At 42.8% G+C, this 20195-nt stretch carries 18 protein-coding genes, 1 tRNA gene and 1 other RNA gene; 5 read left to right on the top strand and 15 right to left on the bottom strand.

Annotation, left to right across the window (positions count from 1 at the left end; genetic code table 11):
* Nucleotides 1-146 precede the first annotated feature (146 nt).
* From NQ550_RS06370 to NQ550_RS06360, 3 genes are all read left to right on the top strand, one after another.
* Complete coding sequence (locus NQ550_RS06370) at nt 147-533, top strand: putative ABC transporter permease (RefSeq protein ID WP_008707623.1); 387 nt, start codon at nt 147-149, stop codon at nt 531-533.
* A 79-nt stretch (nt 534-612) separates the two neighbouring features.
* Nucleotides 613-1536 (top strand): aspartate carbamoyltransferase, encoded by a 924-nt coding sequence (gene pyrB, locus NQ550_RS06365; RefSeq protein WP_022379948.1) that lies wholly within the window; start codon nt 613-615, stop codon nt 1534-1536.
* Complete coding sequence (locus NQ550_RS06360; RefSeq protein WP_008707627.1) at nt 1530-1967, top strand: aspartate carbamoyltransferase regulatory subunit; 438 nt, start codon at nt 1530-1532, stop codon at nt 1965-1967. The genes pyrB and NQ550_RS06360 overlap by 7 nt, the downstream gene beginning before the upstream one ends.
* Before the next feature lie 51 nt (nt 1968-2018).
* Here NQ550_RS06360 and rnpB read toward each other — a convergent pair.
* From rnpB to NQ550_RS06325, 7 genes are all read right to left on the bottom strand, one after another.
* An RNA gene (gene rnpB / locus NQ550_RS06355) (RNase P RNA component class A) lies at nt 2019-2369 on the bottom strand.
* Between the two features lie 58 nt (nt 2370-2427).
* The gene (locus NQ550_RS06350; protein WP_025577161.1) at nt 2428-4095 is read right to left on the bottom strand and encodes a nucleoside kinase; all 1668 of its coding nucleotides are present in this window, start codon (nt 4093-4095) and stop codon (nt 2428-2430) included.
* A gap of 118 nt (nt 4096-4213) precedes the next feature.
* A complete protein-coding gene (locus NQ550_RS06345) occupies nt 4214-4996 on the bottom strand; it encodes a Nif3-like dinuclear metal center hexameric protein (protein ID WP_025577160.1) in 783 nt (260 codons plus the stop codon).
* Complete coding sequence (locus NQ550_RS06340; RefSeq protein WP_008707630.1) at nt 4983-5690, bottom strand: tRNA (adenine(22)-N(1))-methyltransferase; 708 nt, start codon at nt 5688-5690, stop codon at nt 4983-4985. Before NQ550_RS06340 ends, NQ550_RS06345 begins: the two co-directional genes overlap by 14 nt.
* A 10-nt stretch (nt 5691-5700) precedes the next feature.
* The gene (gene rpoD / locus NQ550_RS06335) at nt 5701-6828 is read right to left on the bottom strand and encodes an RNA polymerase sigma factor RpoD (RefSeq protein ID WP_008707631.1); all 1128 of its coding nucleotides are present in this window, start codon (nt 6826-6828) and stop codon (nt 5701-5703) included.
* Nucleotides 6829-6867: 39 nt separating this feature from the next.
* Entirely contained in the window at nt 6868-8664 is a 1797-nt protein-coding gene (dnaG, locus tag NQ550_RS06330; protein WP_022380712.1) for a DNA primase, read from the bottom strand.
* A 22-nt stretch (nt 8665-8686) separates the two neighbouring features.
* Nucleotides 8687-9694: a deoxyguanosinetriphosphate triphosphohydrolase gene (locus NQ550_RS06325; RefSeq protein ID WP_022380713.1), complete on the bottom strand. Its 1008-nt coding sequence runs from the start codon at nt 9692-9694 to the stop codon at nt 8687-8689.
* 197 nt (nt 9695-9891) lie between these two features.
* On the opposite strand from NQ550_RS06325, the gene NQ550_RS06320 reads away from it, so the two are divergent.
* Nucleotides 9892-9976 (top strand) — tRNA-Leu (locus NQ550_RS06320).
* Nucleotides 9977-10113: 137 nt separating this feature from the next.
* Entirely contained in the window at nt 10114-11382 is a 1269-nt protein-coding gene (locus tag NQ550_RS06315) for a peptidoglycan-binding protein (protein ID WP_025580335.1), read from the top strand.
* Between the two features lie 102 nt (nt 11383-11484).
* On the opposite strand, the gene NQ550_RS22470 is transcribed toward NQ550_RS06315, so the two are convergent.
* The 8 genes from NQ550_RS22470 to dxr form a co-directional block, all read right to left on the bottom strand.
* Nucleotides 11485-11619 (bottom strand): SMI1/KNR4 family protein, encoded by a 135-nt coding sequence (locus tag NQ550_RS22470; protein ID WP_226824586.1) that lies wholly within the window; start codon nt 11617-11619, stop codon nt 11485-11487.
* A 27-nt stretch (nt 11620-11646) separates the two neighbouring features.
* The gene (locus NQ550_RS06305; protein ID WP_025580334.1) at nt 11647-11847 is read right to left on the bottom strand and encodes a flavoprotein; all 201 of its coding nucleotides are present in this window, start codon (nt 11845-11847) and stop codon (nt 11647-11649) included.
* Between the two features lie 303 nt (nt 11848-12150).
* The gene (locus tag NQ550_RS06300; protein ID WP_022380716.1) at nt 12151-13857 is read right to left on the bottom strand and encodes an AAA family ATPase; all 1707 of its coding nucleotides are present in this window, start codon (nt 13855-13857) and stop codon (nt 12151-12153) included.
* Nucleotides 13858-14194: 337 nt separating this feature from the next.
* On the bottom strand, nt 14195-14887 hold the full coding sequence (locus NQ550_RS06295; protein ID WP_025580332.1) for a hypothetical protein: 693 nt from the start codon (nt 14885-14887) through the stop codon (nt 14195-14197).
* Nucleotides 14888-15137: 250 nt separating this feature from the next.
* Nucleotides 15138-15869: a DUF554 domain-containing protein gene (locus NQ550_RS06290; RefSeq protein WP_025580331.1), complete on the bottom strand. Its 732-nt coding sequence runs from the start codon at nt 15867-15869 to the stop codon at nt 15138-15140.
* A 24-nt stretch (nt 15870-15893) separates the two neighbouring features.
* A complete protein-coding gene (locus tag NQ550_RS06285; RefSeq protein WP_025580329.1) occupies nt 15894-17363 on the bottom strand; it encodes a sensor domain-containing diguanylate cyclase in 1470 nt (489 codons plus the stop codon).
* A gap of 367 nt (nt 17364-17730) precedes the next feature.
* Complete coding sequence (rseP, locus tag NQ550_RS06280; RefSeq protein ID WP_242832775.1) at nt 17731-19068, bottom strand: RIP metalloprotease RseP; 1338 nt, start codon at nt 19066-19068, stop codon at nt 17731-17733.
* The gene (gene dxr, locus NQ550_RS06275; protein WP_025580328.1) at nt 19028-20170 is read right to left on the bottom strand and encodes a 1-deoxy-D-xylulose-5-phosphate reductoisomerase; all 1143 of its coding nucleotides are present in this window, start codon (nt 20168-20170) and stop codon (nt 19028-19030) included. The genes rseP and dxr overlap by 41 nt, the downstream gene beginning before the upstream one ends.
* Between the last annotated feature and the right edge of the window lie 25 nt (nt 20171-20195).

Genomic DNA, 20195 nt, shown 5'->3' with positions numbered 1-20195 from the left:
CATGAGATCCCCTCCACACGTTCCTTTTGCGCATAAGGCACCTCATTGCTATAGTGTAATAACGTGTTCTCATTATATCCTACGTGTATGTTTTTTTCAAGGCAGGCAATACTAGAATCATAGAAATTTATACAGGAGCGTTACCTATGAAAAAAGCTTTTATTCTCTGCGGTCTGACGGGCTGGTGCATGGAAATCCTCTGGACCGGACTGCATTCCATCCTTTCAGGAGAACTTACCATGACAGGAAAAACTTCCCTTTTAATGTTTCCCATTTACGGATGCGGTGCCATCATCCGCCCGCTCTCCGGTAAACTTTCTGCTGTCCCGCTTTTTGTCCGCGGCTGCATTTATACTGTCGGATTTTTTTTCGTAGAATTTATCAGCGGTGCTCTTTTGCGCTGTTTTCATATGTGTCCCTGGGACTACAGCAACACTCCCCTGAATTACCGGGGACTGATAAGACCGGACTACGCTCCCCTCTGGTTCGGAGCCGGACTTTTTTTTGAGAAAATACTTGGAAAACTCTCTTGAAAAAAGCACCTGATTATTATATGATGTTAAGAAGGATTACGTAAACAATTCCTGAACTAGTAAAATATGGAGGTATGAAATGAGACACTTAATGAGTCCGCTGGATCTGTCTGTTGATGAGTTAAATACTCTTCTTGACCTGGCCAGCGATATTGAGAAACACCCTGATAAATACGCACATGTCTGCGATGATAAAAGACTGGCAACTTTATTCTATGAGCCAAGCACCCGTACCCGTCTCAGCTTTGAAGCTGCTATGATGAACCTTGGCGGTAAAGTTCTCGGTTTTTCATCAGCTGATTCCAGTTCCGCTTCAAAGGGTGAAAGTGTTGCCGATACAATCCGCGTTGTATCCTGTTACGCTGACATCTGTGCTATGCGCCACCCGAAAGAAGGTGCTCCGTTAGTAGCTTCTATGGCTTCTTCTATTCCTGTTATCAACGCCGGCGACGGTGGTCATCAACATCCTACCCAGACATTAACCGACTTACTTACCATCCGTTCCCTGAAAGGACGTCTGGACAATCTGACCATTGGTCTGTGCGGCGACCTGAAATTCGGACGTACAGTTCACTCCCTGATCGAGGCACTTGTACGTTACACAAATGTAAAATTCATTCTGATCTCACCGGAAGAGCTTCGCATCCCAAGCTATATCCGCGAGGATGTTCTGAAAAAGAACAATATCGAATTTCAGGAAGTAGAGAGACTGGAAGATGCCTTACCGGATCTTGATATCCTCTACATGACACGTGTACAGAAAGAACGTTTCTTCAACGAAGAAGACTATGTCCGCATGAAGGATTTCTACATTCTGGACAAACAGAAAATGGAACTTGCAAAAAAAGACATGTACGTTCTTCATCCGCTTCCACGTGTAAATGAAATCTCAACAGAGGTGGATGCAGACCCGAGAGCAGCTTATTTCAAACAGGTACAGTACGGTGTATATGTACGTATGGCCCTGATTCTCACATTACTGGAGGTAAAATTACCATGTTAAATGTTGGAGCACTTCGCGAAGGTTATGTATTAGACCATATCAAAGCAGGCAAGGCCATGACTATCTATCATGATCTGAAGCTTGATAAACTTGACTGCACCGTTGCCATCATCAAGAACGCGCGCAGCAACAAAATGGGTAAGAAAGATATCATCAAGGTTGAATGCCCGGTTGAGAATCTCGATCTTGACATTCTCGGCTTTATCGATCATAACATTACTGTAAACGTAATCAAGGACGAGAAGATCGTTGCCAAAAAAGAACTGAAACTTCCGAATCAGGTTGTCAACGTGATCAAATGCAAGAATCCACGTTGCATCACTTCCATTGAACAGGGACTCGACCAGATCTTTGTTCTTGCAGATAAAGAGAAAGAAGTTTACAGATGTAAATACTGCGAAGAGAAATACACAGGTAAACGCAATAAATAATAAAACAAATATCAAAAAAACAGAACGGAAGAAATCCGTTCTGTTTTTTTGTACGCAATCAGACCGATAAGCCGGGTTATGTCATTGGGTAATCATCTGTCTAGGCCTTACGTTGCCATAAGGCTCAAGCGACCCACCTGAAAGCACGACGGGCAGCCGTATCGCTTTCTATTCGGTCTTGCTTCAAATGGAGTTTACATGTGCCCGGCCTGTTACCAGGACGGCGGTAGTCTCTTACACTGCCTTTCCACCCTTACCTCAGCAAGTGAGGCGGTTTATTTCTGTTGCACTGGTCTGGGAGTCACCTCCACCGGACGTTATCCGGCATCCTGCCCTGCGAAGCCCGGACTTTCCTCGTCTGAACCCTTTCGTCTGTTCAGCCGCGATTACCTGGCCTGGTTGCGCAAGTGCTATTCTAGCACGTTTTTTTGCACTTGTAAAGAATTTTCATTCTAGTATTTTACACATTAAAGCAGCTTCCGCCGATAAATTCTCTTAAAATCGAATTATTCGGCACTGCCTCGCTTGGCACCGGAACAAAATATTCAAAGAACTTCAGCAGCCTCTTCGCCTCTGTATACTCCGGTTCGTCCTTGGCAATCCCAAACAAAAGCGGTTCCGCATATACTTTCAGGCATGCCAGTTCATAGATCAGCGCAGAATTAAACATTACATCTGCATCCTCCTGGAACGGAAAGATATTCTGTTCTTCACCTCTGCGCACAGACGGCCATCTTGCAATTGTCTCTTTCGCGGAAGTCCCTCTGGTGCGGGCATCTCTTACAATTCTGCGGATCAGACGGCCATCCGTAGTAGGAATCCTGTTATGTTCATCAATATTCAGCTGAGTCAGAGCGCTGAGATAAATCTTAAATTTGCTCTCCTTTGGCAGCGCATAGCTAAGCCTGTCATTCAATCCATGAATTCCCTCGATCACCAGAATATCGTCTTTATCCAGCTGCAGAAAATCACCTTTATATTCTCTGGTTCCTGTTTTGAAATTGAAAACCGGCATCTCTACCCTTTTTCCTTCCAAAAGCTCAAGCATATCTTTATTAAACTGCTCCACATCAATCGCTTCCAGACACTCAAAATTCTTTTCCCCAAACTCATCTACAGGAGTCAGGTGCCTGTCAATGAAATAATTATCCACTGCGATCGGATGCGGTTTCATTCCATGGGCAGCCAGCTGAATAGACAGCCTGTGTGAAAACGTAGTCTTTCCGGAAGAAGACGGACCTGCGATCATAACAAACTTCTTGTTTCCGGCTGTGGCAATCTCAGATGCGATTTCCGAAATCTTTGCCTCCTGCATAGCCTCCTGGATCAGCAAAATATCCTGGATACCGCCTCTGGTAACCTTTTCATTCAGATCACCGACTGTCGCAATATCCAGTTTATCTCCCCATTCCTGAGATTCCTTCTGCACACGAAAAATCTTCTCCCTCGGTTTAAATTCAGGTATCCGGTCCGGTTCATTCTGAGTCGGAAGCTGCAGTACGAAACCACCCTCATACAAAAACAGATCAAACGTCTTAATATATCCCGTATGGTTCGCCATAAAACCGTAGAAATAATCCTCAAAACTTCCAATACTGTAAAGATTCACCGCAGAGCTTCTGCGGTAATTAAACAGCTTCTCTTTGTCATACATATGATGCTTATGAAAAAGTGCAACTGCCTCACTAGTGCTTACACTTCGCTTTACAATGGGAAGATTCTCGTCCACGATCCTGTGCATCTGCGCCTTTACCTTATCAATAAATTCCTGATCCAGCGCCATAGGTCCTTTCATTGTAAAATAATAGCCACTGCCTACAGAATAATGGATCACTACACTGTCTATATTTTCCTGCCCTGCCACATCATAAATTGCTTTCAGAAGAATCAGACTTGCACTTCTGCAATAAGTTTTGTGTCCGATCGGATCTTTGGATGTCACAAATTCAATCTCACAGTCTGCCTTGAGATGCTTATGCAGTTCTCTCAGCCTGCCATTTACGATCACCAGCATTACAGGTGCATCCGTACTTCCTTCGTATTCCTTTACAATCTCACTGTAAGGAATCTTCTCAGGATATTGTTTTGTTATTCCCTGTATCGTAACGTTATACATTTTCTGTCCCATAAATCCTGCCTCCATTTCTGCTATACCGACAAGTAAATACAGTTATCAGCTCCGCCGCCAACAGGCAGATCAGCCAATTTTCATTTATAATTTCATTATTATATGGTAAGAACCCGTATCACAGAATCGTGTACGGGCTCTTTACCTCTGCACAGGAGATTTTCAGTTCCGGAAATGCCTGTGTCAGTTCTTTTTTCATTGCATCCATAAAAATATATTCTGTTCCATAGTGTCCGGCGTCGATCAGCGCCAGTCCCTGCGCAACCGTATCAATTCCTGTATGGTGGTCGATATCACCGGTCACATACACATCCGCACCGGCCTTAATGACATCCTTGATCATGCTCTTGCCTGATCCTGTACATACAGCAGCACATTTTACCATGCTGTCCAGATTCCCATAAACCTTTACATCATTTAACTTCAGAGACTCTTTGACAAGCTGTGCATACTCTCTCAGCGTCATTTCCCGGGGAAGTTTCCCAACTCTGCCAAAGCCCTGTACTTCCCCCTCTCTCTCTTCAGTTACGGAAAGGACTGTGGTATCATGCATCTTCGTATAGTCTGCACTCAGATCCGCCATACCCAGCACATCATAATTGGTATGCATCGCATAATAAACAATTCCTTTCTGTATCAGCGTAAGGATCTTTCTTCCTGTAAAGCTGTGATTATTGATCTTCTTAATTCCGGAAAAGATCATGGGATGATGGGTAATGATCATATCTGCCCCATCCTCTATGGCCTCACCCAGTGTTTCCTCTGTCAGATCCAGAGCCAGAAACACATGGCTGATCTCATTTGTATCATCTCCTGCGAGAAGTCCTACGTTATCCCAGTCCTCTGCTGCATCTGACGGGTACTTTTTCTCCAGCCAGGAGGTCAGTTCATATGCCTTCATATTCCTCTAAAGCAGCAATAACTGCCTGCTTTTCCTCCTCTATCTCGCCCGCACGCTTCTCTGCATTGGGCGCATTCTTTAATCTGTCAAGAATCTCATTGCGGATGCGAAGCTCTCTTTCCAGATACTCCCGCAGAACAGGATGCTTTCTTTCCAGAAGCATTCCTCCAAACCACTCATCTAAAGTATAAGGAGTATCTTCTGAAATATGCATCTTTTCTCCATGAATTACCTTCATCATAGGATAAAACTTGCCATCCTCCAGAACCATCTCCTCCTCTGTGATCTGCCAGCCGATTTTTCTGACAAATCTGCGAAAATGGGGGATATCTGACTGAGGCTGCAGGATCATTTCCCGAAAGCTCTCCCTGACCTCTGCCCCGTCAGTAAGAATCCTCTCCATGAGAGGGCCACCCATTCCTGCGATCACAAGAGTGTCGCCCTCTCCCGGTTTCAAAGCCTCAAGTCCGTCTGAAAGCCGGGTTTCTATGTATGCGTCCAGTCCATACTGAGAAATATGTTCCTGCGCTCTGGACAACGGGCCTTTTCTTACATCCATGGCAATCGCACCCGGAATCTTTCCATCCAGATAAAGCGAAACCGGCAGGTATCCATGATCGCATCCCACATCCACAAGTCTGTTTCCCCTGGTCACCAGGCCTGCTATTGCAGATAAACGTAATGAAAGCTGCATAACAGGCTCCTTAGTCCAGATAATCCTTCAGTTTACGGCTGCGGCTCGGATGACGAAGCTTGCGGAGCGCCTTTGCCTCAATCTGACGGATACGTTCTCTTGTTACATTAAATTCCTTACCAACTTCCTCCAGAGTTCTGGCACGTCCATCGTCCAGGCCAAAACGCAGGCGCAATACTTTCTGCTCTCTGTCTGTCAATGTGCTCAGAACCTCTACCAGCTGCTCTTTCAGCAAAGTAAATGCTGCTGCATCTGCAGGTACAGGTACATTGTCATCCTGGATAAAGTCTCCAAGGTGGCTGTCCTCTTCCTCACCGATAGGTGTCTCCAGAGATACAGGCTCCTGGGAGATCTTAAGGATCTCACGTACACGCTCTACAGACATATCCATCTCTTTTGCAATTTCTTCCGGCGTAGGTTCACGTCCAAGCTCCTGCAGTAACTGACGGGAAACGCGGATCAGTTTGTTAATAGTCTCAACCATATGCACCGGAATACGGATGGTACGTGCCTGGTCTGCGATTGCTCTGGTGATTGCCTGACGGATCCACCATGTAGCATAGGTACTGAATTTATAACCCTTGCGGTAATCAAATTTCTCAACCGCTTTGATCAGACCTAAGTTACCTTCCTGGATCAGGTCAAGGAAAAGCATTCCACGTCCCACATATCTCTTTGCAATGCTGACAACAAGACGAAGGTTTGCTTCTGCCAGACGTTTCTTGGCAGCCTCATCCCCATTCTCCATTCTCTTTGCAAGTTCGATTTCCTCTTCTGCTGAAAGAAGCGGAACCTTACCAATTTCCTTCAGATACATACGTACCGGATCCTCGATGCTTACACCTTCAGGAACAGAAAGATCGATCTTGTCAAGCTCAATCTCTTCTTCATCCAGCTTATCAATGTCTGCATCGTCATCATCCAGGATCATATCATCTGCATTACTGTCTGTAATCCTAAGCACATCCACTCCACTGGCTTCCAGAAAGTCAAATACTTTCTCCATCTGTTCAACTCCCAGTGGCTGGTCCTTAAAGAAGTCATTGATTTCCTGGTATTCCAGTACATTCTTTTTCTTTTTGGCAAGCTCCAGAAGTTCTACCAGTTTTTCACTGAATTTACCCATATTCATTTCCATATGTGCTCTATACCTCCATATAGTGTTTATATTTTATCCTTATTCAAAAGAAATATGCAGCTGCTGCCGCTTTCTTCCAAGCTCTTCCAGTTCTTTCTTTGCTTTTACAAGTTCCTGCAGTCCCTGTATATCTGTGGGATCCCAGGTTCTGTTTCTCTCTTTCAGACTCTCATCCTTAATCCTGATCACAGCATCCGAAAAAGCCCGGTTCTGTTCCTCCGGAGTCTCCAGATGGATCGTTGCATTAAAAAGAGATGAAACCTCTCTCTGCTCTTCACTGTCAATGAAAGCATTCATCAGCCTTGCAGGATTCACATCGCCATCCCTGTGCTGCTGGTAAAGCATCTCTGCCACCTGCCTGTACAGAGGAACCACGAAATCTGAAGGCTGGATATATTTTTCCACTGTGTCAAATATGCCCGGATAAGTTACCAGCCAGGTAAGCATCAGCTTCTGTGCTTTCTCTGCTGCACTCTCCTTCTTCTTTTGCTGACCTGCTCCCACAGGTTTAGGCTGAATTCTCTGCTCTGCCGGAGTTCCCTTCATCGCAAGAGCTCCGACTCTCTTTTTCAGATTCTCCACACTGATCCCACTGCTTCTGTAATCCTTTACGATTGCTTCTATATAAAGATTTCTCTCCAGTTCATCGGAAAGCTCCAGAAGCATCTGCGCACACCGCTCAAAGAAACGGTTCTGTCCCTGGGGTTCCTCCATTGGAAATTCCCGCTCTGCCATATGTATGCGGAACATAAAGCTGTCCATAGCCTGCTCCAGACGTTTCTCAAACTCTTCCGCTCCAAGTGCCTTGATAAATTCATCCGGATCTTTATGCGGCTTAAGATTTACCACTCTCGAAGAAACACCTGCTTCCCTCAGGATCGGAATGGCACGAAGGGCAGCCCTCACGCCTGCATCATCACTGTCATACAGAAGCAATACCTCCTGAGTGTAACGCTTCAGCAGACTTGCATGTCCGGAAGTAAGTGCCGTTCCCAGCGATGCCACCGCATTGGTAAACCCTGCCTGATGCATGGATATCACATCCATATATCCTTCACACAGGATCAGATAATTTTTTCTCGTGGTTCTTGCAACATTCAGCCCGTACAGATTCCGGCTTTTATCAAAGATCGTAGTCTCCGGCGAGTTCAGGTACTTCGGCTTTCCGTCACCCATCACTCTGCCTCCAAATCCGATCACGCGGTTATTCACATCCATGATCGGGAAAATAACCCTGTTCCAGAACTTGTCATACATTCCCCTGCGTTCATCCACATTGAACAGGCCGGAATCCCGCAGCAGTTCGTCACTGTAATTCTTTGACTTCAGATATTTGTACAGATCGTCACTGTACTTATCCGAATATCCCAGGCCAAACTTCCTGATCGTCTCCTCACTGAGTCCTCTGCCTGTCAGATATTCATGTGCCTGTCTGCCACTCTCACGACGCAGCTGATAATAGAAATATCCTGCTGCAAGCTTATTGATCTCCAGAAGGGCAGCTCGACGTTCTGCTTTCTTCTTTGCTTCTCCGGAATATTCAATCTTCGGAAGCTGCACCCCTGCCCTGTCTGCCAGATGCTTCAGTGCCTCCCCAAAGGTATAATTCTCATATTCCATCACAAAATTAAATACATTCCCGCCTGCTCCGCATCCGAAGCAGTAATACATCTGCTTCGCCGGTGTTACCGAAAAAGAGGGCGTTTTCTCATTATGAAACGGACAAAGTCCAAAATAGGTACTTCCTCTTTTGTTCAGCTTCACATACTGGGATACAACATCTACAATATCATTCTTCATCCTGACTTCTTCAATGATATCGTCTGAATAACGCATGCTTCGTCCTCCTTCTTGATGATTAATAGACTTCCCATGCTTTTGGTATGTAAATCTCCCGGAATTTCCTTATAGAATACTGGTCTGTCATTCCTGAGAGATAGTCACATACTGCCTGTTCCTTCTTCTCTCCACGCACGATCAGCTCCCTGTATTCTTTTGACATTGCTTCCGGGTATTCGACATAATATTCATATAACTCCGTCAGCATCTTCACTACCTTTTCCTCTTCCTTATGGGCTGCCGGATTCTCATATACATTCTGAAACATGAGAGCCCGCAGATCCATCATTGCCTCGTAGATCTCTGCTGACATCTTTATGGTATCCTGCTCAAGACTGTTCTCTATCACATCATGAACAAATGTATTGAGCCGCTCTCTGGTTGTATAACCGAGCAGCATCCGAAGCGTGACCGGAATATCATCCTCAGAAATAATCCCCGCCCGCTGTGCATCATCCATATCATGATGAATATAGGCGATCTTGTCCGAAAGTCTTACTACCTTTCCTTCGAGAGTAGACGGATTCCCACTGGTTCTGTGATTCAGGATACCATCCCGGACCTCCCATGTGAGATTCAACCCTTCGCCGTTCTTCTCCAGTACCTGTGCAACCCTGACGCTCTGTTTATAGTGGGCAAAACCATCTGGATTCACTGCATCAAGAGCCCTCTCACCTGCATGTCCAAAGGGAGTATGTCCCAGGTCATGTCCAAGTGCGATCGCTTCTACAAGATCTTCATTCAGTCTCAGTGCCTTCGCTATTGTTCTGGCAATCTGTGATACCTCAAGAGTATGTGTCAGTCTGGTCCTGTAATGGTCACCCTGGGGCGCCACAAAAACCTGTGTCTTATCCTTCATCCTGCGAAAAGCTTTACTATGAAGGATCCTGTCCCTGTCTCTCTGATAGACAGTCCGTACATCGCATTCTTCCTCCTGCCGCTCTCTGCCTCTGGAACAAAGACTCAAAGCAGCATAAGGACTGAGCATCTTTTGTTCACGCTGTTCCATGCTTTCTCTGATATTCATAAGCGATACCTCCACAAGCTGACAAAATACCTCTTATTAATTATATTCTACATAAAATTTCAAATTCCTCTTTTTTTCAAAAAAAAATTGAAATTTTTTTATATTTTTTTCAAAAAGGTGTTGACATTAGCTTTTACATTTGATATAGTATCACTTGTCGCGAGGGAGAGCAAAAGAATCCCAGAGAAATGCGATATGCGGAAGTGTCGGAACTGGCAGACGAGCAAGACTAAGGATCTTGTGAGCATTGCGCTCGTGTGGGTTCAAGTCCCATCTTCCGCATTTAAAGAATGAGGAACTATGAGAAGTCATGGTGCCTTATTTTTTTATTCTTTTTTCTACAATAATTCTTTTCTCAGGTAACCATTTTCCGGTCCCCTGCATAATTTATCAGGAAAGCATTATCTACAGGAGCTTGTATGGCTTTTTATCATATGCAGATGCAGCAGGAAAATATAGATACAGGACAATATCAGGTTACCGTATCAGACCGGCTGAACAATCGTCCCATAGAAAACGCACGCGTCAGAATCTCCTACACAGGAGCACCCGACAGTACCATTGAAGAAGTGGCAACAGATTCCTCCGGACGCACTCCTGTTATCGAACTTAAGGCTCCACCTCTGGAATACAGTATGGAACCGGTTGAACAACAGCCCTACTCAGAATATACCATTCAGATCGAAGCAGAAGGATTTGAACCAAAAGAAATCGCAGGAAGCCAGGTATTAGCAGATACTTTATCCAGACAGCCAACAACGCTGAATGTCATGGAATCCGGCGAAACTTTCCAGAGAATTGTAATTCCTCCGCATACGTTGTTCTATGAATATCCTCCCAAAATCGAAGAAGCCGAGATAAAACCAATAAATGAAAACGGTGAAATTGTATTAAGCAAAGTCGTTATCCCTGAATATATAGTGGTACACGACGGACCTGTCAACGATTCCGCTGCAGGCAATTATTATGTACGCTACAAAGATTACATCAAAAATGTAGCCAGCAGCGAAATCTATGCCACCTGGCCCGACGACACCATCCGGGCAAATATTCTGGCTATCATGTCTTTTACTCTGAACAGGGTTTATACGGAATGGTACCGGAACAAAGGTTATGACTTTACAATCACTTCCTCCACTGCCTATGATCACAAATGGATCTATGGCAGGAATATCTTTGCCAGCATTGACCGCATTGTAGATGAACTGTTTGAGAATTATCTTTCCAGACCAAATGTACGTCAGCCAATCCTTACTCAGTACTGTGACGGCAAACAGGTACAATGCCGAAACAGAGGCTGGATGACACAATGGGGAAGCAAGGCACTGGGCGATCAGGGATACTCTGCCATTGAAATCCTACGGACTTTTTACGGAAATGATATGTATATCAATGTGGCGGAAGCAATCTCCGGCATCCCCGCCTCCTGGCCAGGATATGATCTGGATATCGGTGCATCTGGAAATAAGGTAAGACAGATTCAGGAACAGTTAAACACAATCGCAGAAGCTTATCCAGCTGTCCCTGTTGTCACCGCAGATGGAATTTACGGACCTGAGACCCAAAATTCCGTCAGGATTTTCCAGAGCATTTTCGGTCTGGACCAGACAGGAATCGTAGACTATCCAACCTGGTACAAAATTCAGGAGATCTACGTGGCAGTCAGCAGGATTGCTGAGTTGCGTTAGGGTTGTAGCAAAAATATACGTAAAATGGCTGCCTCACCTACTGATATGTTATCTCACATATTTACCGGATTGGCAGCCGTTTTATTACCCTTACAACAGATATCACCTAAAAAAAGAAGCAAATTCATCTATCGATTCAGCAATATAATAATAGCTATCTTCGCTTGAACTCCAATAATATACTTTTCCATTCTCATTATTTACACAATAATAATTATCTCCCGAAGTCAGTACCACCAGCTCTGCTGGGGGTTTGAGATTGTTTCAATCATGTACCTCGTCCGCAAGAGCATATAGCTGTTCCAATGTATAATCTGTCTCCTGTTCCAGCGTCATTTCCGCACCTTTTGTCACGATCAGATGTATCTCTATTATTTCTTTATACTGCTGCAGTTGTTTCAGCAATTCTATTGTAAGGGGCGCTCCGGAAGCCCCACTCATACCGATGATAAGTCTCTTTCTCATTTTTCTTCCTTTCCTGACTTTTCCGTTCATATTAAAGTATGTTTAAAAAATTTTCCAACAATTTGCACAAATTATACCCGTTCGTTTCCTATTTCCTTCGCAATTCTTCTTTTCACATGGATTATTCCAACAAAGAATACGTAAGAAAGAATCCTGTCCAAAAGACTGTTACATCACAGAAACATTGCAGAATAATCTTCTATGATATAAAAAGTTCCCCTCAGTATCACAAATAATAATCACTGAGAGGAGCTGTAATTTCAGAACAGCAGAGCTGTTTTCTTATTAAGATATCTTCTTAGATTAAGAATTTTCTTTCCCAATCTTAACTTTACAATGTTTCCGATAACAGGCAATGCCATAATTTACAATATTCTTCATCCCGTCACTCTTTAACCTTGCAGCATACTGACGTTGTTCAATCTGTTTCAGAGCTTCTGTACAAGCTGCCTCCATTCTGTCTTCCTGAGCATATTTCATCTCGATCACCACTCCGACACGATTCTCCGGAACTTCCAGTAAAATATCACAATAACCTTCACCAGATTCTATATTCGACCAGACAGCCCAGTTCTCCATATGACTTAGCAGCCCCAGCAAAACTCCATGATAAAAATTTTCTTTTCTTCCCTTAACTGCCGTATCCCGAATACTGATTGTATTCCATAAATAGTCGTTAAACAAATCTTCTATCGTTTCTGCATCTCCATCTGGAAAAGCCATGCATAATTTATCAAGCTTCTTTACATCCTCAGATGACTTTTCCTGAAACCATTCCCTGATCTGAAGTTCAAACAATTCTTTAATTTCTCTGTTAGGAATTGCCAGACGTAACTTTCTGCTGTCTATTCTTTCACGTTGTGTTAAATACCCTGTTGTAAAAAGTATACTCCAAAGATTCTCAATGGATTTATCCAATTCATTATATGTCAGTTCCTGTTTTATTTCTTTTATAACCGTTTCTCCCGAAATCAGGTTTTCGATTTCATCTCTCGTCTGTTTATTCGCTTTATCTATAAAACGACTCACAATGCTGTTGCTGCTGGTATTAGACCAGAAATCTTCTGGTATCGCATCAGGATCTGCACATAAATTTCTGCAATAACTGATCACGTCCCAAGGACAATACACTGCTTTCTTTCCAAACTGATAACCATCATACCATTCCCTGATTGTTTCATGGTAGTCAGAAAGCCCAAAATATTTCAGCATTTCTGCGACCTCATCATCTGTAAATCCAAAGAACTCATCAAACTGTACACTCGTAATCGAAAAAACATTAAAATTGTTTAATCCTGTAAAAATGCTTTCCTTCGCAATTCTCAGGCATCCCGTAAGTACTGCAAAAAACAGGCTCGAATTTGTCTTCAAAACATTTCCAAACATGTTTCTGATCAAAGATACCATCTCGTCATAATATCCATACTGGAACGCTTTATCTAATGGCACATCATACTCATCAATCAAAAGAACCGCTTTTTTTCCATAATGTTTCTCCAGTAATACAGTTAATATAAGCAGCGCCTTCTCCATTGTGGCATCAGACATTTTGAAATCGCCATGATCATCAACGACAGTCAATGCTTTATAAGAGTTTTTTTCTTCCTCTGTAAGGCGGCTGCTCTCTGCCAGAGCACTAAGTCTCCACGCCTCCATTCCCAGAGTATTCTTCAGCGATTTCCGGGCTGACTCAAAATTTAATCCCTCCACATTCTTCAATGTAAGCGAAATTACCGGAAACTTTCCCATATATTCTTCACACAGTTCTTTTTCACGGGATACCTTCAGTCCATTAAACAGCGATTTATCACATCCGATTTCCAGAAATGACTGCAGCATATTCATATTCAGAGATTTTCCAAAACGGCGAGGACGTGTAAACAGATTCACTTCTCCCCAGTTATGAAGAAGTTCTGTTATCATTTCTGTTTTATCCACATAGTAAAAATTATGCCGGATTATTTTTTCAAAACTATCTATTCCAATTGGCAGTTTCTTTCTGTTCCGCATATTTTTCATCCTCCTTCATTACCAGATTTTGCAAGTCAAACGGATATTCGCAATCCGCATTCGGTTAAAAAATTCCCCGAAAAACAGCTTCCCTGATTTTAGATAATGATAACATGAAACATTTGTAACGTAAAGCAGGAGTTACTGCCACTTCGAGCCCGACTAAGCCAGAAATAATAACAGCAATTTTTATTTCAGACAGGAATTATTTATGCTAAAATATACCTAATTATAACAATTCCGACGTAATTTCCTAAGCATAACAAAACAGCAGCCATTGCGGTACTGTTTAGAGTATCTCACAATGGCTGCCTGTCTGATATCACAATTTCATTTGTTATTTCTTATACCAGAATTTCTTACATTTCACCAGTACCTTTCCATCCGGAGCATCTGTCATCATTCCAATTTTGAACCTGTAATTTTTTATCTTTCCGGCCGGAATATTTACATTGTAGGTTTTGGTCGGTGTTGCAGTTTCATCCAGTGGTATCTCAAAATACATCGTTACCTTTGTAATCGTATAACTGGAAGTGTTCTGCATACGGGCAGTTATATACAGCTCTCCTGTGTTCGGATTGTACTCATATCCCTTGTAGCTGACTTTGAGCTGGTTTAGCTTAGGTGTCGCTGACTTATACCAGAACGATAAGCATTTTACCTTCGGCGCTTTATATGGCTGCTGAGTCATTTTTCCAATATAAACCGTCTTATTCACTGTCTTTCCGGGATTAATCGTTACACTGAAGGTCTGGGTTATGGTTCCATCCTCCATAATAGGTATCTCATATCCCATCTTCACTTTTGTAATCGTGTAACTCGAAGTATTTTTCAGACTCAGCTTCAGATATAACTTTGCTGTATCATTGTCATATTCGAATCCTCTGTAGGTTACTTTAAGCTGTTTGGCAGTTGGCTTGGCAGCAGCCGATGCTACCTTTGGGAAAAATAAAAGTGCTGCAACTGCCGCCAGAAGAAAAAATACCAGATAACTTCTACATTTTCCTGCAAATCGATTTTTCATACTCATAAAAATCTCCTCCTCTCTTGATGTGCCATTATAGTTTCAGGCAAATATCAGGAAATACTTTTGATACACCTGATATTTTTTTCAGATTTATTATATATTTACAATACAATATCAGGAAGAAATTTTCTATTAACTATTGGTTAGTTTTTTATAAGCGCCATTACAGTCATCTATAACTTTGATTGTAATTGACCTAAAAAGAAGCAGATCTCCGTTTCTGAACTCAGAAATGAAAATCTGCCAGCTTAACTTATGATACTAACGGCAGTACGTAAGTCACCCAGAACCATGACATAGGCATGATCAGCACCATCGCCGGTATCATGTCCGCAGTTGGGAAGTTCTTCAGCTTCACCATACGAAAACCGGTTGCAAGCATCAGAAACCCGCCACAGGCTTTAAAGTCATTGATCATGCCCGGCGTAGTCAACGGAAAAATCGCCGTTGCTGCAAAGAACAGGATCAGGAAAATAATCACCTGCGGAATGGCGATCATACACACTACCATTCCCAGGCTGCAGGCAAAAATAGCTGCTGTAAATAAATCCAGAATAGATTTGGAGATCAGCACTGAATGATCCCCGCTCATTCCGGATACGATAGAGCCATAGATCCCTGTTCCGCTTGCACAGAATAATACGATGATCGTCACCAGTGTATTCATAAACTCATCCTCAGAAAGCTCTGAATTTGAATTCTTGATAAATTTGCCGATCACACGCTGCATAACACCGGCACCGGCATTGATCCTTTCTCCAAGATGAATCGCAAGTCCGATTCCCGTACCGATCACAACAGAAAAAATAACCGCCGGCATATTTTCCATCAGACCGATGGTGCTGATTCCCATTCCCATAGAGCATACCCCGAATACAAGAGTAATATCCTCTTTGAATTTCGGACTTAATTTGTGCCCCACAAGAGTCCCCAGGATTCCGCCGATAACTATGGATAATGCATTGATAATTATTCCAATAGGCATAACCTTTTTCTCTCTCCTTTATCTTTATCTTTTTTCTTCTTCATAAATATTATACCCATCTCTGCCATTCTGTTTTGTCTTATATAGTGCAGTATCTGCATTTTTATACAGATCAAGATATCCTGTTCCATGTTCCGGAGCAAATGCCATTCCGGCACTAATGGTAATATTCTTTCCATTCATTTCCGGAAATGTTAATTCTTTAACTTTTTTTATCAGACTTTCGATTCTGGAAACAGCCACTTCTCTGCTGTCCGTTTTTCTCATAAATACTACAAATTCATCACCACCGATCCTGCCGACAATGTCTCCTTCACGAAAATGCTCATGAAGCACTTCACCAAATTTGTGCAGGACTTTGTCCCCTGTAATGTGTCCATATATATCATTTACTTCCTTAAAATGATCCACATCCATGATCACAAAAGTTCCCGGTTCCTGCGGGTGTTCCTGCAGAACATTATGGATCCGTTCTTCTGTACTTCTCTTATTGTACGCGCTGGTCAATGCATCTGTCTCGGCTGCCTGAATAAGCTGTTTATTCTTTGATCTGTTCTTAACAAATCCCCAAAGGAACAACATGCTTACCATAACACAAAACCCGATTGTAAAAATCAGTTCATATTTTCGTACAAAGTTATAAGATTTCTGCGCTTCAGAAACAGGGATAACATAACAAATCATCCAGTCATTCAATCCCATATCTGTATAGGCCAGATAACGGTCTGAATTATAATCATTTCCAATTCTTATTTTCATCAGTCCATCGGCACCCACTGTAAAATCTTTTTTCACTTCTGTCAGGGACGAATCAAAAATAAGTGTCTGATCATCATAAAATTCAAAGAAGTTATCGCCATATTCAATCTCATGATAGGCAAAATCACCATCATACGCAATAATCTCACCATCACTGGTAGTAATCAGTGTATATCCTACATCTTCAAAGAAATCGTTAAACAGCATACGGCTTAATGCAGTTACGTTATAAGAACCACCCAGAACTCCTATCACTTTTCCGTTTTTCCAGACCGGTACGCCCAGAATTACACGGGTTTCTTTATCTACGCTGCTCTCCAGTGGATCGCTTAGTGTTTCTTTTCCCTCCATTCCTTCCTTAAAATATCTCCTCAAAGATACATTCTTCTCTGCTCCGTTATCATAATGAGCCGTACCATCTGCTTCAATCAGTGCTGTACGCTCTAAAGCAGTTTCCTCTTCAAGCGATATTAACATTTCCATATTTTCATCCGACACAAGTTCTTCGGATTTTCCAATCTCTTTTGCTATACCCCTCAGATATCCATAATGAATATCCAAAATTGCTTTAATATGTTCACTCTGTCTGGAAACATTCGTCTTAATTACTTTCTGCGAGTTACGCTCAATAGAATTCTGCGTGCATACCAGAAATATGCCCAGACTTACTGCTACCGCACACACAAATATAAGAGCAGCAGCTACATACTCAGTGATTTCATTTTTCTTTCTCATAAACATCTCCTTTCACCCCACATTTTTCTGTTTGTCTTTTGTTGGGTTACATTATACACACACTTTCCCGAAACTGCGTTCAAAATACTTTCACTGTTAATCCTCTGTAACAGATTTGTGTAATACATATATCTGTCGCTTAAACCTTCAGGACAATTTTAATATATCAAATCGAACTGTGAAAATCCAGATAAATCGTCAAATTTTCGTCAAAAAAAGACAGACTCTCTATTTTCTTTCAAGATATCTGTCTTTTTAATCATATACATTACATTGGTTCTAAAGTGTGTTTAAAAAATGCTTTACACAAGATATACGTCACATTTTATGGGAGATTTTTTCAAACCCACACTGGTATGCCAGATGATCAGATCAGCTTAACAATATCATTATACATAACAAATACCATCAGCGCCATCAACAGCATCAGCCCTGCGAAATGGATGCCGCCCTCCACCTGTCTGTTAATCGGTTTTCTGCGGATTGCCTCTATGACAAGGAATACCAGCCGTCCACCGTCCAGTGCCGGAAACGGAAGGAGGTTCATAACTCCAAGGTTTGCAGAGAGCAGAACTGCCAGATTAAGCATATTCATCCACAGGATCATGGTTCCTTCGCTTTTGCTTTCCTCATACGTAGTTCCGATTGCATCCACAATTCCGACCGGACCACTCAGATCTTTCATTCCAAGCTTTCCGCTGACCAGCTCTTTCAGGCTGAGAATCGTTGTACGTACCATATATTTTACTTCTACGGCACCATATTTGACTACATTCAGCCCTTTTGCTTTTTCAGAATACATATTGTAGGTAAATCCTGATTCTGCCGTACGGTATTCTTTTGGTGTAACCGTAATATCATATTCCTGTCCGTCCCTGGAATAGGTAATCTTTACAGACTTTTCTGTCAGCGGATTCTCCTGAATATATTTCTGGTAATCTGCTGCATTTGTAATCTTCACTCCATTAATGGATGTGATCACATCTCCCTGCTGAATCCCTGCTTCCTGCAACGGCATTCCATCCATTACAGATTCCACTGTCATGGCAGAAGTATCATCCCCGTTGAAATTGCAGCCCAGAAGGTATCTCACATTTGTATCCGACTTATAGGAAATGTCCATCTTCTTTCCATCACGCTTAACAGTCAGGTTAATGGTATCTCCCTCTTTCAGCTGGTTCAGATAGGAATATACATAGAGATCTTTTCCCAGATCAATGTGATATCCCTGATAACCGGTAATAATATCTCCCTCTTTCAGTCCTGCCGCCTCAGCCGCAGAACCTTCCTTTACGGAAAGAACTCTGGATGGTTCATATCCTACAGCACCTACAATGATCACAGACAATACAAATGCCATGATAAAGTTAAATACCGGTCCTGCGGCAACTACAGAAATCCTGCCCCACACAGACGCACTGTTAAAAGTTCCTGGTTCATTCTCTATGTCCGTATCCTCCCCCAGCATGGCACAGGAGCCACCGATAGGAAGAAGTTTCAGTGAATATCTGGTATCTCCTTTCTCAAAACTGTAAAGTCTTGGTCCCATTCCCAAAGAGAATTCTGTGACCACGATCTTATTCAGCTTTGCAAAAAGAAAATGTCCCAGCTCATGAAAGAGAATGATTGCACTGAATATGACAATTGCAATAATAATTTTCAATCTACCACCTGCTTTCAATCCAACGATAAGTTTCTTTCTCAATCTCCAGAATCTGATCCAGGTCCGGATCCTTTACTGCTGTATGTCTGCTCATAGACTGCCCGATAATCTCGTAAATATCCAGAAAGCTGATTTTTTTCTGAAGGAATTTGCGGACTGCCAGCTCATTTGCAGCATTAAAAACGGTTGGCATACTGCCGCCTGCCCTTGCCGCTTCCACCGCCATTGGAAGACCTTTAAAAGTTTTCCTGTCCGGCTCCTCAAAGGTGATCTGCTTCAACATATGAAAATCCAGTCTGTCGCCTTTTAAAAATCTTCTGTCCGGGTAGCATAATGCATACTGTATCGGAAGTCTCATATCCGGTGTTCCAAGCTGTGCCATCACTGCACCGTCCTCGAATTCCACCATAGAGTGGATAATACTCTGCGGCTGAACCACAACCTGAATATGATCCAGATCTACATCAAAAAGCCATCTGGCTTCCATAACTTCCAGACCTTTATTTACCAAAGTTGCAGAATCCACTGTAATCTTCTGTCCCATTACCCAGTTCGGATGCTTCAGCGTATCCTCCAGAGTCACCTTCTCCAGATCTGCTATTTTCTTTCCGCGGAAAGGACCGCCGGATGCAGTGATGAGCAGTTTATGTATCTGCTCTCTTTTCTCTCCATGAAGTGCCTGGAAAATAGCACTGTGCTCGCTGTCTACAGGCAGGATCTGCACACCGAACTGCTTTGCCAACGGCATGATCAGATGTCCGGCTGTTACCAGTGTTTCCTTATTTGCCAGAGCAATATCCTTACCTGCAAGGATTGCTTCCATAGTTGGTCTGATTCCTATCATTCCTACGATAGCGGTCACCAGAATGTCTGATTCTTCCATTCTGGCAAGTTCGATAAGACCACCCATCTGGCTTACGATTTTTACATCCAGATCCTGCACACGTACTGCCAGATCTCTGGCTGCCTCTTCTTTCCAGACTGCAACAAGTCTGGGATGAAATTCACGTATCTGCTTCTCCAGCATTTCTACATTGCTGCCTGCTGCAAGACCAACTACTTCCAGGTCATCATTTGCACGTATCACATCCAGTGTCTGTGTTCCGATCGAACCTGTAGAACCTAAGACTGCTACTTTTTTCATATTGTACCTCATTTCAATACTTATA

Origin of the sequence: Blautia wexlerae DSM 19850, assembly GCF_025148125.1 — a bacterium.
In the GTDB taxonomy this organism is placed as follows: domain Bacteria; phylum Bacillota; class Clostridia; order Lachnospirales; family Lachnospiraceae; genus Blautia_A; species Blautia_A wexlerae.
The sequence above is the reverse complement of the archived record's forward strand: the minus strand, read 5'-3'. Positions and strand labels throughout refer to the sequence as shown.

What these genes read in the sequence shown, in the direction of transcription:
- NQ550_RS06370 (WP_008707623.1), top strand. Translation starts at nt 147, where the DNA reads ATGAAAAAAGCTTTTATTCTCTGCGGTCTGACGGGCTGGTGCATGGAA.
- pyrB (WP_022379948.1), top strand. Translation starts at nt 613, where the DNA reads ATGAGACACTTAATGAGTCCGCTGGATCTGTCTGTTGATGAGTTAAAT.
- NQ550_RS06360 (WP_008707627.1), top strand. Translation starts at nt 1,530, where the DNA reads ATGTTAAATGTTGGAGCACTTCGCGAAGGTTATGTATTAGACCATATC.
- NQ550_RS06350 (WP_025577161.1), bottom strand. Translation starts at nt 4,095, where the DNA reads ATGGGACAGAAAATGTATAACGTTACGATACAGGGAATAACAAAACAA.
- NQ550_RS06345 (WP_025577160.1), bottom strand. Translation starts at nt 4,996, where the DNA reads ATGAAGGCATATGAACTGACCTCCTGGCTGGAGAAAAAGTACCCGTCA.
- NQ550_RS06340 (WP_008707630.1), bottom strand. Translation starts at nt 5,690, where the DNA reads ATGCAGCTTTCATTACGTTTATCTGCAATAGCAGGCCTGGTGACCAGG.
- rpoD (WP_008707631.1), bottom strand. Translation starts at nt 6,828, where the DNA reads ATGGAAATGAATATGGGTAAATTCAGTGAAAAACTGGTAGAACTTCTG.
- dnaG (WP_022380712.1), bottom strand. Translation starts at nt 8,664, where the DNA reads ATGCGTTATTCAGACGATATCATTGAAGAAGTCAGGATGAAGAATGAT.
- NQ550_RS06325 (WP_022380713.1), bottom strand. Translation starts at nt 9,694, where the DNA reads ATGAATATCAGAGAAAGCATGGAACAGCGTGAACAAAAGATGCTCAGT.
- NQ550_RS06315 (WP_025580335.1), top strand. Translation starts at nt 10,114, where the DNA reads ATGGCTTTTTATCATATGCAGATGCAGCAGGAAAATATAGATACAGGA.
- NQ550_RS06305 (WP_025580334.1), bottom strand. Translation starts at nt 11,847, where the DNA reads ATGAGAAAGAGACTTATCATCGGTATGAGTGGGGCTTCCGGAGCGCCC.
- NQ550_RS06300 (WP_022380716.1), bottom strand. Translation starts at nt 13,857, where the DNA reads ATGCGGAACAGAAAGAAACTGCCAATTGGAATAGATAGTTTTGAAAAA.
- NQ550_RS06295 (WP_025580332.1), bottom strand. Translation starts at nt 14,887, where the DNA reads ATGAGTATGAAAAATCGATTTGCAGGAAAATGTAGAAGTTATCTGGTA.
- NQ550_RS06290 (WP_025580331.1), bottom strand. Translation starts at nt 15,869, where the DNA reads ATGCCTATTGGAATAATTATCAATGCATTATCCATAGTTATCGGCGGA.
- NQ550_RS06285 (WP_025580329.1), bottom strand. Translation starts at nt 17,363, where the DNA reads ATGAGAAAGAAAAATGAAATCACTGAGTATGTAGCTGCTGCTCTTATA.
- dxr (WP_025580328.1), bottom strand. Translation starts at nt 20,170, where the DNA reads ATGAAAAAAGTAGCAGTCTTAGGTTCTACAGGTTCGATCGGAACACAG.